This is a genomic window from Labilithrix luteola (genome assembly GCF_001263205.1).
Classification (GTDB): Bacteria; Myxococcota_A; Polyangia; order Polyangiales; family Polyangiaceae; genus Labilithrix; species Labilithrix luteola.
In genome coordinates, this window is sequence record NZ_CP012333.1 from 11,278,000 (window position 1) to 11,292,594 (window position 14,595).

The window sequence follows — 14,595 nt, forward strand, 5'->3', positions numbered from 1 at the left end:
TCCTCATGCCAGATCCAAGTCCAATCGTCGTCGACGTACCGCCGCGCTTCCGCGTGGTCACCGCGCCCTGGAGCGATGCCGTCGATGCTCGCACGATCGTCCTGACCGAGAGCCGTGCGTTCGGCGACGGCCGTCACGAAACCACGCGCATGTGTCTCCAGGCGCTCGCCGTCTTCGCGCCGCGCAGGCAGTTCCGCCTCTTCGACGTCGGCAGCGGCTCCGGCATCCTGTCGATCGGAGCCGCGAAGCTCGGGGCAACGACGTTCGGAGTCGAAATCGACGACGAGGCGAACGCCGTCGCGCGCGAGAACGCTCGGCTGAGCGACGTCGAAGCGCGGACCACCTTCACCACGAGCTGGCCCGAGGGCACGTTCGAGTTCGTGGTCGCCAACATCCTCCGCGGCATCCTGCTCGATCTGGCCACGGAGATCGTCGACCGCATGGCTCCCGGTGGAACGCTCGTCCTCTCGGGGCTCGTCTCCACCGACGTCCCGGCGATCATCGCGCGTTACTCGCCCTTGCTCCGCGGGCGACGGCCCGAGGTGTTCGAACGCGATGCGTGGCGGGCGCTCGTCTGGCGCCCGTCGCGCGACTCTTAGCGAACACTACGGCGCTCGGTCATCGTCGGCGCCGTCGACAACGCCACGCCCGCCGTCGGCGCGGAAAAGACACGCTGCACCAGGGTGGCGGCGGGCGGTGCCTCGAGGGCGTCGGCAATCGCCGCCAGCTCGCGGGCAAGCTCCGCGGCCGTCGGCCGTGCGTTCGCCTGCTTCTCGAGGCATCGATCCACGATGGTCCCGAGGGAGGGAGGTGCCGAAGGCACGACGGAACCTAGCGACGGCGGCCGCTCCGACACGTGCTGGAGGAGGTAGCTCGTCGCGTTGTTGCCATCGAACGGCCGCCTCCCCGTGAGCCATTCGAAGAGGACGATGCCGAGGCTGTAGACGTCGCTCGGCGGACCGACCGTCGAGGCGTCGAAGACCTGCTCGGGCGAGATGTACTCCGGCGTTCCGACGAGCTCCCCGGTGCTCGTCACGCGAGGTGAGTCCTGTCCGATGTCGGCACCGTCACGAAGCTTGGCGATACCGAAATCGAATACCTTCACGCACGGGGGTTCGAGGCAAAGGAGAATGTTCGACGGCTTGACGTCGCGATGCACGACACCAAGCTCGTGCGCCGCCGCAAGCGCGTCGGCGATGACCGCGCCGAGACGCGCGATCTCCGAAGGGTCCCCGGGGCCGGCTTCGAGCCTCTCGGAGAGTGTCTTGCCGCGCACGTATTCGAGGATCTGGTAGATGCGGCCATCCGCGCTGAGGTCGATGGCCAGGCTTCGAATGATGGCCGGATGCGCAACCGACGCCGCGGCCCGAGCTTCTCCGAGAAAGCGCTGGAGCAGCTGCGGAGTGGGCGGTGTTCTCGGGCTCAGCACCTTCACGGCCACGAGCTGCTCGGAAGCAAGGTCCTGGGCGAGGAAGACGGCGCCCATGCCTCCTTGACCGAGCTCGCAGACGATTCGAACGCGTCCGTCGATCTCTTCGCCGCTCGCGAGCAGCCCCGCGCTGCCGCCGTTCTGGGCGAGCTTTTCGAGCGCCGCCGCGAGCTCGTGTGACCGCTCGCGAACTTGCATGCGGAGTTGTGCGTTGAGTACATCGACCTCGCGGGCGCGCGCGACGATCTCCGAGACTTGCGCCGCGACCCGGGCCTCGAGCTCCTCGTTGAGTCGAACGAGCTCCTGCCTCGCAGCATCGAGCTCGGCGCTCTTCCGTTCGAGCTCGGCGTAGGCATTGGCCAGCGCGTCGTTCGTCGATGCCCAGAATGCCTGCTGGCGTGCGAGCTCGCGCTCGCGTCCTCGAATGCGCCAATATGCCTGTTCGAGCGCCTCGCCCTCCAGAACTGCGCCTCTCGGAGGCTCGTCGTTCGAGAAGAGCGCGTCGGGATCGAGGGCGATGCGCGACGGCGCTCCGCCTTTGGGGTCCGTGCTCATTTGAAGCGAATGTGGAACGTGGAAGGGTCGGCAGCGTTGTCGACGTCCACGTAAGAGAGATCGCCCGCGCGCATGAGTCCGCCGATCAGAACGCCACGTTCGATCGTTCGATCGAAGGTCGTCGTGCTGTGGACCTCGGCGCGTCCTGCGTTTTCGTCGAGGCTGACGAGCGAGAAGTCCCCGACCTCGGCGGCCGGCCCGCGCACGACACTGTGATAGCCGTTCGAGCCCGTCTGGAAGCCCAAAAAGTCGACACCACGCGTCACGATGCTTCGCCCCGGGCCATGCTCGTACCAGAGCGACATCATTTCGACACCGAGGCGTTCTTTGATCGGCTCGGGATTCGGAAAACGTCGCTCGATGGAGCGCACGGCGTCGAGAAAGCGCTGCGCCGGATACCAGGCTCCGAGCTCGGAGGCGATCAGCGAGTCCGCCTGCTCACCGAACAACACCTTGAGGTTCACGCACGCGTTTGCGAACGACCGAAGGAAGATCCCGGTGAGCTCGAGCTGGTTCGGACGCGCCCCTTCACGAGCGTCCCGAGTGGCCCCCTCCGCGATGCGCGACATCAGGCCTCAATCTACCGTCTTCCACGCTCGTGAGATAGACGAGATCACGCTTCCGTCGCCGTCGGCAGTTCCACCTCGAAGCAGGTTCCCAGTCCGGCAGCGCCGGAGCGGACGGTGACGGTCCCCCGGTAGGCTTCGACGAGGCGCTTCACCGTGGCGAGGCCGAGCCCGAGTCCGGGCCGGGCACGGCTCATAGGCGCGCGAACGAAGGGCTCGAAGATCGTCTGCTCCATCCCCGTCGGAATACCGGGCCCGGTATCTTCGACCTGGATGCGAACACGATCGCCGACCAAGGCAGTCCGGACCACGACGCGCCGCTCCGACGTCGGACCGTCGACGACGAACTTGATGGCGTTACGCATCAGGTTGCCGACGATGCTCGAGAGCGGCCCTTCGGGACACGCCACGAACGTCGCCGGGCACGGCTCGACGACGAGCTCGACGTGCGCGCGCTCGGCCTCCACGACGAAGTCGTTCGCGACCTCCGAGAGAACGTTGCAGACCACCGAGCTCGGATTCGTCTCCGGATGACCGCCGGCCCGGGCAAAGGCCAAGAGGCCGTCGATGATGCGATCCATCCGATCGGCGGTATTCGCCGTTCTCGCGAATTCGTCGACCACGTTCGGCTGATCGGCAAACCGCTTTTGCCCGGACTCCGCGCGTAGCGCGATGTTCGCGAGTGGGTTTCGCAGATCATGGGCAACGCGACCGGCGAAGATCTCGAGCTCGGCGGCCCGCTCTTCCGCCAGTCGACTCGCCTGTTCGCTGAGCCGCGCATGCCGGCGCGCGGCATTCACGGCGAGCACGAGGAGCACGCTGGCGAATCCTGCCGCCACCCCATCCAGCACCGTCGAGACACGCTTGATGCGTCCGTCGGTGTCTTCGATGCGCTCGCTCTCCCGTTCGGCGTCTTCCAGCTGTCGTGCGGTGAGTCGCTCGATCGTGCCCTCGGCATCGAAGACCGCCTTTCGGCTCGGAATCTGCGTCGCGCCTCGCACGTCCCCTGCGTCGAGTAGCGTAGCGACACGCTCCATCGTCTCCTCGGCGCGACGGACATCCTGCTCGACGTCCCGTTCGAGCGCGGATTGCTCGCGTTCGGCCGGTTCCGTCTGGATACGGAGCCGCAAGAGGTTCGCATCCATCGAAGCGCGCAAGGCGTCGAAGCGCGAGCGATCGAAGCGGTCGCCTTGCTCGGCTTGTCCCAAGCTCATTCCCATTCGATGGAGATCGCCACGGACCAGGGAGAGAGCCTGGCTGCGACGGCCGAGTCTCTCGATACGCCCAGCGTGGCCGCGCAGGTCTCCCGCGGCCGAGACGCTGAGGACGTGGGACGCGACGAAGACGACGACGATGAGCGGCACGACGAACGCGAGCCACTTGGCTGGAGAGAACGGCCGACGACCCACCGTGTCAGATTGGCTCGCGAGGCAACTTTCTCAAGCGCGGGCGAGCGCTTCGCACCGCGAGCTTCGAATTTTCGATTGCGGGGGCTTACATGCAACCTGGGGCGCTGAAGAACCAGCAACGCTCGCTCAATTCGGACATCCCGCCCCCTGCCATCGCTCGAGCAGAGCCTTGAGCACTGCCGGCTTCGCATTCGGAGGATCCGTCTCGTCACCCGTGGACGTCGGTTGCGCGAGAAACGATGATACGCGGGCGCAGAACGCGTCCCGGTCGATGGAAGGCGCCCACGCGTGACACGTCGAACAGGCCTCGTCGTCACCGCGCACGCGCACGCTCGGGTCGGACACGATCGAATGCAGGGTGTGCCCAGCCAAGGCAGCGCTCGCGTTCCCGAGTCTGATCGCTACCTCGCTTCCCGACGTTCGTTCCGTCATCGGACGCTCCCAGCCGAAGCCAGGATCGACCGCGTCGCTCGGCTCGACAGCGCTTGCGAGATTCCGCTCGTGAATGGCCCCGGTACGCTCGCATCGCCGCACGCCGTGACGAACACGAACGCGCACGTGGACACCGTCGCGAGCTTCGCGACCAAAACGTGCATCGCCATCCGACCTCCCTTGGTTCGAGTGGTTCGAGGCGACGCGACTACGCACGTGCTGGGCCATCTCGCACGAGCGAACGATTCCTTGGCGTCCGCTCGCGCTTTCGGTGCCACAGCGCAACGCAGTTGCGCTGATTGAAAAGTCAACGGAGATCGCGACAGACTTGTGCAAAGGACCGTGGATTTCGGGGCCCTCGCCCATCGTGGGCCCCGAAATTCACGGTCCGTGCAAGTGGTCGCCGCAGTAGGAAACGCGCTTACGAGGGCGCGCTCGCTCGCCGCCGGAGCTCTGCGTTCTCCGCCTCGAGCTCGGCGATACGGTCGCGCAAGCTCATGACGATGATCGCCGCTTCGCGCGCATCGACCTTCTGGGGAATGTGCTGCGGGCAGTTCACGTCCCAGGCGGTGACGTCGAAGAGGATGACGCGCTCGATACGCGCCTTGTAACTCGCCGGAGAGAGCTTCTTGGTCAGCTCCTCGTCCCCCTCGATCACGCGTGCGCGGCCCCAGATTTTGACGCGACGACGATGCGCGTAGTCCATCGAGAAGATGAACGCGCGATCGTTGTCGGCCAGGTTCCCCACGGTGATGTATTGCCGATTGCCAGCGAAGTCGGCAAAGGCCAGCGTGTGCTCGTCGAGTGCGCGCAAGAATCCCTTGGGGCCGCCTCGGTGCTGGATGTACGGCTGGCCTTCGGCATTCGCCGTCGCGACGTAGAAGCTGTCACGCTCGGCGAGAAAGCTCTCGAGGTCGGGCGTGATGGTGGTCTGCCAACCATCGCCCTGCTCCACGCGTTCGTACATGGCGCGGGAGCCACGACGCTCCTGGATGGCCTTGACCGTCTCCGTGAACGCCACGTCGCTGGCAGGCCGCTTCGACGTCTTCGACATCATGGGGCGTCAAAGGTGCGACCTCGAGGGCCATGAAACAATTAGCGCATCGCGCAATTCATCTTTGCAGGCTATGAAAGAATGTCGTGGACCGGATCGACGCCATGAACGCCTTCGTCGCCGTGGTCGACGCCGGCGGCTTCTCCTCCGCTGCGCGCCAGCTCGGGCGCTCTCCCGCGTCGATCACGCGCGCGGTGGCGTTCCTGGAAGAGCGCCTCGGCGTTCGGCTCTTCCAGCGCACCACGCGCATGGTGAAGCTCACCGAGACAGGGGAACGTTACCTCGCCGATTGCCGGCGCATCCTCGGTGACCTGACCGAGTCCGAGCGACTCGCCTCCGGCGAACGCGTCGCGCCGAAAGGAGTGCTCTCCGTCACGGCCCCCGTAACCTTCGGACGCCTCCACGTGCGGCCGCTCGTGGACAGCTTCCTCGATGCGTACGGCGACGTCCAGGCTCGCCTCTTCTTGCTCGATCGGGTCGTCAACGTGGTCGACGAGGGTATCGACGTCGCCATTCGCATCGCCCACCTGCCTGACTCCTCGCTCGTGGCCGTCATGGTGGGCGAAGTCCGCCGCGTCGTGTGCGCGAGCCCCGATTACCTCGCTCGTCGAAAGGCGCCCAAGACGCCCTCGGACCTGAGCGAGCACGCATGCATCGCGTTCTCGCAAGTCGTGTCGAGCGACACGTGGCCCTTCGCGGGAGGTGCAGGCGGGCGACCGCGTCACGTGAGAATCAAGCCGCGCTTGACCGTCAACAGCGCCGATGTGGCCATCGCTTCGGCCGTCGACGGGCGAGGCATCACGAACGTCCTCTCGTATCAGGTCGAAGACGAGCTCCGGAGAGGGCGCCTCGTTCGCTTGCTCAAACCCTTCGAGCTCGCTCCCCTGCCCGTTCACGTCGTCTATCTCACCTCCCGTGCGGCGGCCGCAAAGGTCCGGGCCTTCGTCGACCACGCCGTTCCCATCTTGCGCGGCGTCCTCCGACCGAGCGGCACGGGTCGTTCACGCTGAGCTCCGTTCAGTAGATCTCGGGAACGTAGAGATTGTCGGGAAGCTCGCGCCGAGCGTAGGCGGGATCGTGGACGCGCGCGGGCAGCACGATCGGCTCGCGCTCCACCTCCTCGTACGGAAAGAGCGAAAGGAGGTGGTGGATGCAGTTGAGGCGGGCGCGCTTCTTGTCGTCCCCTTCCACCACGTACCAAGGCGCCTCCGGGATGTTCGTGCGAGCGAACATCGCCTCTTTCGCCTTCGTGTATTGCTCCCAACGACGACGCGATTCGAGGTCCATTGGGCTCAATTTCCACTGCTTGAGCGGATCCCGAATGCGCATCGTGAAGCGAAACTCTTGCTCCTCGTCAGTGATCGAAAACCAGTATTTGACGAGGGAGATGCCCGATCGAACGAACATCTTCTCGAGCTCCGGTACGGAACGAAAGAACTCCTCCACCTGATCTTCGGTCGAGAAGCCCATCACCCGCTCGACCCCGGCGCGGTTGTACCAACTACGGTCGAAGAGGACGATTTCTCCTGCCGCGGGCAGATGGCTGACGTAGCGCTGGAAGTACCACTGGGTCCGCTCTCGTTCGGTGGGAGCGGGCAAGGCCGCCACGCGGCAGATGCGAGGATTCATTCGCTGCGTGATGCGCTTGATGACGCCGCCCTTTCCCGCGGCGTCGCGTCCTTCGAAGATCACCACGACCTTTTGGCGGTTGTCGACGACCCAGTCTTGGAACTTCACGAGCTCGGCCTGCAGGCGGAGCAGCTCGCGGAAGTAGACGCGCCGCTCGAGTTGGGGCCCCTCGGGCACTCGCGCCCCCTCGTCCAAGAGCTTGTCGAGACGGTCATCGTCGAGCTCCATTTCCAGCTCTTCGTCGAAGCTGTCCTCGCGCTCGCGGCGAATGCGGTCCTCCATCGCCTGCTGTTTGGCCGCTGGGCTCAGCTCACCGACGTACCCCTCGGGACGATTGAACTCCACCTTGCTCATGGCTCGACCTCTCTTCGTCCGCGCCTCGTGGACACGTGGAAGGAAGCTAACGCCGGGCCGAGAAGCGCGCCGCCGCCAGGCTCATTCGCAGACGAGATTGGCGAGCTTCAGTTCGACAGCAGCGTCAGACGCGGCTGAACACGACGGCGGCGTTCGTTCCACCGAAGCCGAAGGAGTTCGACAGCACGTTGCGCACGATCCGCTTCTTCGCCTCGCGAGGCACGAGATCGAGATCGCAGCCGTCGTCGGGGGAGTGGAGATTCAGAGTGGGCGGCACGACCCCTTCGCGCATGGCCATGATGGCAAAGATGGCCTCCACCGCCCCTGCGGCGCCGAGCAAGTGGCCCGTGGCCGACTTCGTCGACGACATCGAGAGCGTGCGCGCGTGACCGCCGAAGAGTGCCTTCACCGCCTCGATCTCCACCGGATCACCGACGGGCGTGGAGGTCGCGTGTGCATTCACGTAGTCGATGGCGTCGGGCGAGAGACGAGCGCGCTCGAGGGCCGCTTTCATCGCACGACGGGCGCCGTCGCCATGGGGATCAGGCGCGCTGACGTGGTGAGCGTCACCAGAGAGCCCGTACCCGGTGAGCTCTGCGAGGATGTTCGCGCCACGCTTGCGCGCGTGTTCGAGCTCTTCGAGCACCACCATGCCGGCACCTTCGCCGATGACGAAACCATCGCGGTCACGGTCCCACGGTCGCGACGCTTCGCTGGGACGATCGTTGAACGAGGTCGAGATTGCGCGCATGAGTGAGAATCCCGCGAGCGTGAGTCGACAGGTCGCTGCCTCGGTGCCGCCGGCGACCATCACGTCTGCGTCGCCGAGCGCAATGAGGCGCGCGGCATCCCCCAGCGCGTGAGCGCCCGTGGCACACGCGGTGACGACCGAGTGATTCGGTCCGCGAAATCCGTGTTCGATCGACACCACACCGGACGCCTCGTTGACGAGGCTCGCTGGAATGAAATAAGGCGAGATACGACGCGGACCGTCCTTTTCGAGCTTGATGGCGTTCTCGGCGATCAACGAGACACCGCCGATCCCCGAACCGATCAGGACGCCGGTGCGTTCGAGCTCGGACTCGTCCGTCGGCTTCCAGCCGGCGTGATTCACGGCCTCCGAGGCGGCGGCCATCGCAAAGAGGATGAAGTCGCTCAATCGGCGCAGCTCCTTCGCGGGTGCGAGGGCGAGCGGATTGAATTCCCCGTCTCCTTCACCGCGCGGAACCTGGCCGGCGATCTTGGTGGGAATGTCGCTGACGTCGAAACTCTCGATGCGGCGAATGCCCGATTGGCCGGCAACGAGCGCCTTCCAGCTCCGTTCGACTCCGACGCCGAGCGGTGACACGACTCCCATACCGGTGACGACGACACGTCTCATTGAATTTCCTCCGACTGCAGCGATCGAGCAATTCGTCTGCCGACCGCCAGAACACGCGCCGAATTCGGTGTATCGCCGAGCGCACGGGCGAGCACGAGCGAGCCGATGAGCACGCACCCCACTGCGATCGCGCGATCGGTGAGGCGCAAAGGACGCTCGGCGTCGTTGTCCTCGTCGAGCGTGCGACCGACGTTCTCCAGGAATTTGTTGGTGGCGCTCGCGATCGCGCCTTGAATCGTCGACGACTGACGGGAGGCCTCCGGCGCCAACGTCGCGATCGTGCAACCTTCCCCTGGATGGTCGCGGTGATCCGGGCTCAGGTAGCGCTTCGTGAACTCGGTGAAGGACACGGCGTTTCCTCGCGCGTCCGAGCGAAAGCGAGGAACGGCCTGCTCTCCGGCGCGCGCGAGGGCGGCGACGACGAGCGCCTCGCGATCGGGAAAATGCACGTAGAAGCCGCCGTGCGTCAGCCCGAGACGACGCATGAGCGACTGGATGCCGATCCCTTCGAGCCCGCGCTCGCGATACGCGGCGGCGGCCTCGTCGACGATGCGCTGACGAACCTCTTCCTTGTGCCCTGCCGGGTACCGCGCCATTGCATGACGATCATCATGCTATCGGGCAAACGTCAAGCGGAGCGATGAATTGCCCGCTCCGCTCGACGATCTTCGTGCTTCGGGATGGTCAGCGACGCGTCAGCGACGCTGGTTCAGTCGTCTTCCATCTTGCCGTGCTCCTTCAGCAGAGCGATGGCCTGGCCTGCCGTCGCGCCAGTCCAGATCTGACCGTCGACGAGCTTCGCCTTGTCGTCCTTCAAGAGCGTGACGCTCGCCACCTTCTGACAGGCATCGCAGAAGTGCATCTGGAGGTTGAGACTCCAATCTTCGCTCGTGTGCAGCACGCTGCGCAGGCCCGCGATGTCAGCGGCCTTCACGGCTTGCAGTACGCGGCCTTCGCGCTCGCCGTCTCCGGGGAAAATCACGCGGCCCTCTTCCAGAGTCTTGGTGCACGCCGCGCATTGAAGCGCCTTGAATGCCTTCGTGGCATTGAACACACCGATGATCACGAGCAGCGCACCGAACGCGTAGACCGCCCACTCAGGCAGAGCCAGATTGCGATACGCGAACCGCATACCTATGGCCGACGCACCGATCGCAGCAAACCCCAATAGCGCGGTAAAAGCAGCTCCGGCGAGACGGCTCGGATCGATGGCTTTGCGAATGACGTCGTTCATGGGAGTCCGTGTCTGACGACGAAAGTATCCCGATATTCACGCTCCCGGCCGCACGAACGACTGCGATTACCCGGTTTTCGGCTACCCTGCACGTGACTCGACGACGATGTCCGACCTTCTCGCGATGACTCTTCTGGAGAGCTCCGACGAGCTCTGGAGCGGGCGCCGTGGGAGGTGACACGCTCGTGAACGTGACCATCGACGACGTGGCGGGGCCCAGCGCCGACGACGGGGCGAGCTCGTGGGAGCCGGAGCCCGACCCGTAGAACCGGAGAACGTTCCGTGGCACCGTGGCATCAGAGCGCCTACGTGCCGTCCCTTCGGCGCCCACCAGCACCAAGCACACCAAGCACACCAAGCACCATGGTTCCGCTTTCGATTCTCGACCTCGTTCCCGTCATTCAGGGCTCCACGCCACGGGAGGCGCTGCAGTGCAGCCTCGACCTCGTGCGGCACGCGGAACGGTTGGGCTACACGCGCTATTGGGTCGCCGAGCACCACAACATGACCGGCATCGCCAGCGCGGCAACGTCGGTGGTCATCGGGTTCCTCGCCGGCGGCACCACGACGATTCGCGTGGGCGCGGGCGGCATCATGCTGCCGAACCACTCACCCCTGCAGGTCGCCGAGCAGTTCGGAACACTCGAGTCGCTCTATCCTGGCCGCATCGATCTCGGCCTCGGTCGTGCGCCCGGCACCGACCAGCTGACCATCCACGCCATGCGCCGCGATCCCCGCGCGGCCGATGATTTCCCGCAGGACGTGAAGGAGCTGCAGGCGCTCTTCGCTCCCGTACGCGCGGGCCAGCGCATCCAGGCCGTGCCCGGTGCGGGCCTTCGCGTACCGCTCTGGATCCTCGGCTCGAGCATGTTCGGCGCCCAGCTGGCGGCTCACCTCGGCCTCCCGTACGCCTTCGCTTCGCACTTCGCGCCCGCCGCGTTGCACGATGCGCTCGCCGCGTATCGCGCCCGCTTCCAGGCCTCCGAACAATCCGAACGACCGCACGCCATGGTGGGTGTGAACGTGGTCGTTGCCGAGACGGACCGCGAAGCACAGCGCCTCTTCACCACGCTTCAGCAGGCCTTCACCGATTTGCATCGCGGCACGCGAGGGCTGCAGAAGCCCCCCATCGACGACATCGATACGTACTGGACGCCCGCCGAGAAGATCGCGGCATCCAGCATGTTGAAGCACGCCATCGTCGGCTCGCCGCAGACGGTCCGCGCCGGGCTCGAGCGCTTCGTCGAAGAGACCAAGGCCGACGAGGTCATGGTGGTGACGAGCGTCTTCGATCACGACGCACGCAAGCGGTCGTACGAGATTCTCGCCGATCTGTGGGGACAAGCGCCGCGCAGCACCTGAGACGACTGCCCCGCTCCCCCGCTCCCCCGCTCCCCCGCTCCCCGCTCCATCCCAGGCCGGCGCGTGGCGTGTTCGTTGGCGTATTCGTTGCACGCTGCGACGCGTGAACGTCCTCACCGTCAACCTCGTCTTGAGCACTCTCGTGTTCGCGATCGCGGCACGGCTCTATGTGACGCCTCGCATCGGACGCATGGATCCGCGAGCCGTGCTCGTGCCGATTCTCTTGCTCCACGCCATGCGTCACCTGGGCCTCATGTTCCTGGCGCCGGGCGCGACCTACCCGGGGCTGCCGGTCATGTTCGCTCGTCCCGCTGCGTTCGGTGACCTTCTCACCTCACTGCTCGCACTGGCAGCACTTCCGGCGGTGCTCCGCCGTGCGCGCTCGGCAAAGGCCCTCGTCACGGTGTTCAACGTCGTCGGCACGCTCGACCTCGTCGTGGCCATCACGACCGCGACCGTCTCGGGAGCGCCGAAGTACATGGGCCCGGCGTACTGGATCCCGGCGTTTTGGGTGCCGATGTTGCTCGTCACCCACTACGTGACGTTCCAACTTCTACGCCGCCCCTGGCCTGTCGCCGGCGACGAGAGCCGTCGCCAAGAATGGGCCGCTCAGCCGCCCGCTTTCGAAAATCGGTGAGCGCGGTCAGCCCATTCCGATGGGCATGCGCGGCTGCATCTCGTGGGCGATTCGCTCGGCGTGCTTCTCGAAGAAGAACTGGACGAACGGCGCCGCAGGGAAGAACACGAAGGGCACGATGAGCGCCATCAGCGCGAGCGGCTTCGAGGGAACTTCCCGCGTGGGATACGCGACGCGCATGCGATCGAGCACGTCGTGGATGCCGAGGAACATGACGAACATCCAGTAAATGTTGAAGTACGGGATGAACAAGAAGCCGAGCGCCTGCCCCGGCGAGATGTACTTCTTCCACATCTTCGTATGGCGCTGCTCCGGCGGGACCCACGACCAGAATTGGTAGATCCACACCAAGTTCAAGATGCTGGTCGCGAGCAGCAGGACGTACCAGAGACCCATGAGGCCGACGGCAACGGCCGCCGCAGGATCCATCTCGCCCGCTTTCGTGTCGCCGCTCGCCGACACGATCAGGCCGGCGACGAAGCCCACGAGCGCCAGAACCTGGAGGACGCCGCCACCGAGCCTCACGTTGCGGATCCAAGGCGACGGAACGGTGCCCGCGCGCGTCTGCCCCGGTGGGACGAAGACGTTCTCGCGATACATGCCTCCGGCCATCGGCGGCGGGCCATACACCATCGGTGCTTGCTGGCCATACGATGGCTGCTGTCCGTACGGAGACGGGGAGTATGGCGACGGAGGCGGCGGGCCGTAGGGATGCATCGCCCGAGAAGCGTAGCGAGCGCACCAAACACCGCAAGCCTCGAGGCGACTTCTTGCGTTCGTTGCGCATTGGCGCCGAGATCACGTTGCGCGCTTCATCATCCGACTCTCCGGCCGCAGCGCCCACGACGCAAACACGATGGCGGTGAGGACGAGCGGCGCCACCACGTGGCCCGCGCCATCGCCAGCGAATGCCTGTGACGCTGACGCGCCCGTCAATTCGAACACCATCCCTGCATAGGCCCACTCCTTGAGTCGAGGAAAGCCAGGAACGAGCAGGGCCACGGCGCCGAGTAGCTTCCACCCGCCCAGGATGGTCGCGACGTACACGGGGTAGCCCAGATGCGTCAGGCCCTCGACGTTCTCCTGCCGCTGCACCAGTTGCGCCAGCCCTCCGCTGGCGAACACGAACGCGATGATGGCCGTTGCAACCCAGTATCCGATGACCCGTCGTTTCACGATCGCCTCCTTCGACGGCCGTGTCCGACGGCTCGTCAGCGCGTTGACGGATGCGACCTCACCGATGTGACGAGTGCCGGACCGATTTTCTGGATAGCCCGGAAAAAGGAGGCCTTTGGCTCCAGGGAGGGTTGGAGCTGGATGTGCGCATCGTCGGTCTACCGAGCAGGACGAAAGCACCTCGTGGGTTGCAGCGCGGCGGTCCGCTCGACGGGCGTGCGCGGCTCGTAACAGCCCAGGCTCTTGCCCATGAAGCTGCCGACCCAAATGGTCTCACCGACCTGAATCGCGCCCGTCGCCGCAAGGAAGCCGCTCTTGGCGGCGGAGGCGTCGTCGCCGCGAAGGATCGGAGTCATCGACAAGATGTCGGCGTCGACACGCGCCACGACGAAGCCCTTCGGACAGCGCTCGGGTTCGCAACCGAAGAGCTCCTCCGGTGCCGTGGTCTGCCCGGCGAGGAGCAGATCGCCGGCGTGCGTCCATCGGAGGTTGTCCGGCAGGAACGGCACCGCGACGGAACGCGGCCTATCCGTTGCGTCGCTCGCGAGCGGGATACGCCAGAGTCGCCGCCCGGCCCATTCCGCGACGACCACGTGTTTCCCGTCGCGCGTGACGATGATCCCGTTCGCCCCCGAAAGGCGAGGCGTGGGAAGCTCGGTCCATCCCGCCGCCTCGGACCATCGCCACACGCTGCCGGTCGGCCGAGCAGCTGCGAACTTGGCGACGAAGTCGGAATCGCGCGGATCGAACATGCTCGTCATCACGAAACCACCGTCGGCGGTCGCGGCGACGCCGTTCGCCGACGTCCCGGCGGGGAGAACGACACGTCCGACGAACCGAATCACCGGGGCGTCGTCACCACGAGCCTCGAGCGAAAAGCGATCGATGAATTCCCCGCCTCCGTGGTCGACGACGAGCAATTCGAACTTGCCATCGCCAATGGGGCGCACATCGATTCCGTGAGGCGCAAAGACGGGCGCGGAATCGCCAGGCGCAGCGCTCGGAGCCGGACGAGGCCACAACGAAAGCGACTCGGTCGGATACCGTACGTCGACAGCGAGCAGGGCGCCGGGAGCGCGTTCCGACTTCATCGCGCTGACGAGCACCCAGGGAGTGTTGGGGACCCGAATGAGGTCTTCGGGATTCCAAACGCCCGTGACGAACGGCCCAGGCACGAGGTCGGTCGACGGAACGGCGGTCGAGCTCCCAGGACGAGGCCCCACGGCTGCGCCACAGGACACGACGAGCCACGCGAGCACGCCCACGCCGCCACGGAGCCATCGAAACGTTCGCTTCATCATGCGCGAGGAACCTACGGAAGCGCGCCCGTCCGATAAACCGCCGCCAGCTCCGTTGATTGCGGAGCAAAACTCTCTA

16 protein-coding genes are annotated in these 14,595 nt (G+C 65.7%); 4 read left to right on the top strand and 12 right to left on the bottom strand.

Annotated features, from left to right (window positions below; translation table 11 throughout):
• The first annotated feature begins 5 nt into the window (after positions 1 to 5).
• Positions 6 to 599, top strand: coding sequence for a 50S ribosomal protein L11 methyltransferase (locus tag AKJ09_RS48520; RefSeq protein WP_146654669.1), 594 nt, complete (start codon positions 6 to 8; stop codon positions 597 to 599).
• Here AKJ09_RS48520 and AKJ09_RS48525 read toward each other — a convergent pair.
• The 5 genes from AKJ09_RS48525 to AKJ09_RS48545 all read right to left on the bottom strand — a co-directional run bounded on the left by AKJ09_RS48525 (position 596) and on the right by AKJ09_RS48545 (position 5,448).
• Positions 596 to 1,984, bottom strand: coding sequence for a serine/threonine-protein kinase (locus AKJ09_RS48525; RefSeq protein WP_146654670.1), 1,389 nt, complete (start codon positions 1,982 to 1,984; stop codon positions 596 to 598). The genes AKJ09_RS48520 and AKJ09_RS48525 overlap by 4 nt on opposite strands.
• Complete coding sequence (locus AKJ09_RS48530) at positions 1,981 to 2,553, bottom strand: hypothetical protein (protein ID WP_146654671.1); 573 nt, start codon at positions 2,551 to 2,553, stop codon at positions 1,981 to 1,983. The genes AKJ09_RS48525 and AKJ09_RS48530 overlap by 4 nt, the downstream gene beginning before the upstream one ends.
• Positions 2,554 to 2,597: 44 nt before the next feature.
• The gene (locus AKJ09_RS48535) at positions 2,598 to 3,959 is read right to left on the bottom strand and encodes a sensor histidine kinase (protein ID WP_146654672.1); all 1,362 of its coding nucleotides are present in this window, start codon (positions 3,957 to 3,959) and stop codon (positions 2,598 to 2,600) included.
• Positions 3,960 to 4,085: 126 nt separating this feature from the next.
• Positions 4,086 to 4,391 (bottom strand): hypothetical protein, encoded by a 306-nt coding sequence (locus AKJ09_RS48540; RefSeq protein ID WP_146654673.1) that lies wholly within the window; start codon positions 4,389 to 4,391, stop codon positions 4,086 to 4,088.
• A gap of 421 nt (positions 4,392 to 4,812) precedes the next feature.
• Positions 4,813 to 5,448, bottom strand: coding sequence for a pyridoxamine 5'-phosphate oxidase family protein (locus tag AKJ09_RS48545; protein WP_240488885.1), 636 nt, complete (start codon positions 5,446 to 5,448; stop codon positions 4,813 to 4,815).
• Positions 5,449 to 5,531: 83 nt separating this feature from the next.
• Here AKJ09_RS48545 and AKJ09_RS48550 point away from each other — a divergent pair, with 83 nt between their 5' ends.
• The gene (locus AKJ09_RS48550) at positions 5,532 to 6,455 is read left to right on the top strand and encodes a LysR family transcriptional regulator (protein WP_146654674.1); all 924 of its coding nucleotides are present in this window, start codon (positions 5,532 to 5,534) and stop codon (positions 6,453 to 6,455) included.
• A 7-nt stretch (positions 6,456 to 6,462) separates the two neighbouring features.
• Here the strand turns inward: AKJ09_RS48550 and ppk2 are convergent, their stop codons facing one another.
• The 4 genes from ppk2 to AKJ09_RS48570 form a co-directional block, all read right to left on the bottom strand.
• Complete coding sequence (gene ppk2, locus AKJ09_RS48555; RefSeq protein ID WP_146656299.1) at positions 6,463 to 7,356, bottom strand: polyphosphate kinase 2; 894 nt, start codon at positions 7,354 to 7,356, stop codon at positions 6,463 to 6,465.
• A gap of 196 nt (positions 7,357 to 7,552) precedes the next feature.
• Complete coding sequence (gene fabF, locus AKJ09_RS48560; RefSeq protein ID WP_146654675.1) at positions 7,553 to 8,809, bottom strand: beta-ketoacyl-ACP synthase II; 1,257 nt, start codon at positions 8,807 to 8,809, stop codon at positions 7,553 to 7,555.
• Positions 8,806 to 9,405, bottom strand: a complete 600-nt coding sequence (locus AKJ09_RS48565) for a TetR/AcrR family transcriptional regulator (protein ID WP_146654676.1) — start codon at positions 9,403 to 9,405, stop codon at positions 8,806 to 8,808. The genes fabF and AKJ09_RS48565 overlap by 4 nt, the downstream gene beginning before the upstream one ends.
• Before the next feature lie 113 nt (positions 9,406 to 9,518).
• Positions 9,519 to 10,043: a hypothetical protein gene (locus AKJ09_RS48570; protein WP_146654677.1), complete on the bottom strand. Its 525-nt coding sequence runs from the start codon at positions 10,041 to 10,043 to the stop codon at positions 9,519 to 9,521.
• Positions 10,044 to 10,406: 363 nt separating this feature from the next.
• On the opposite strand from AKJ09_RS48570, the gene AKJ09_RS48575 reads away from it, so the two are divergent.
• Both AKJ09_RS48575 and AKJ09_RS48580 read left to right on the top strand, forming a co-directional pair.
• Entirely contained in the window at positions 10,407 to 11,405 is a 999-nt protein-coding gene (locus AKJ09_RS48575; RefSeq protein WP_146654678.1) for an LLM class flavin-dependent oxidoreductase, read from the top strand.
• Positions 11,406 to 11,508: 103 nt separating this feature from the next.
• On the top strand, positions 11,509 to 12,042 hold the full coding sequence (locus AKJ09_RS48580) for a hypothetical protein (protein ID WP_146654679.1): 534 nt from the start codon (positions 11,509 to 11,511) through the stop codon (positions 12,040 to 12,042).
• Between the two features lie 6 nt (positions 12,043 to 12,048).
• Here the strand turns inward: AKJ09_RS48580 and AKJ09_RS48585 are convergent, their stop codons facing one another.
• From AKJ09_RS48585 to AKJ09_RS48595, 3 genes are all read right to left on the bottom strand, one after another.
• Positions 12,049 to 12,759, bottom strand: coding sequence for a hypothetical protein (locus tag AKJ09_RS48585; protein ID WP_146654680.1), 711 nt, complete (start codon positions 12,757 to 12,759; stop codon positions 12,049 to 12,051).
• Between the two features lie 81 nt (positions 12,760 to 12,840).
• Positions 12,841 to 13,221, bottom strand: coding sequence for a DoxX family protein (locus AKJ09_RS48590; RefSeq protein WP_146656301.1), 381 nt, complete (start codon positions 13,219 to 13,221; stop codon positions 12,841 to 12,843).
• 155 nt (positions 13,222 to 13,376) lie between these two features.
• A complete protein-coding gene (locus tag AKJ09_RS48595; protein ID WP_146654681.1) occupies positions 13,377 to 14,519 on the bottom strand; it encodes an SMP-30/gluconolactonase/LRE family protein in 1,143 nt (380 codons plus the stop codon).
• Positions 14,520 to 14,595 lie beyond the last annotated feature (76 nt).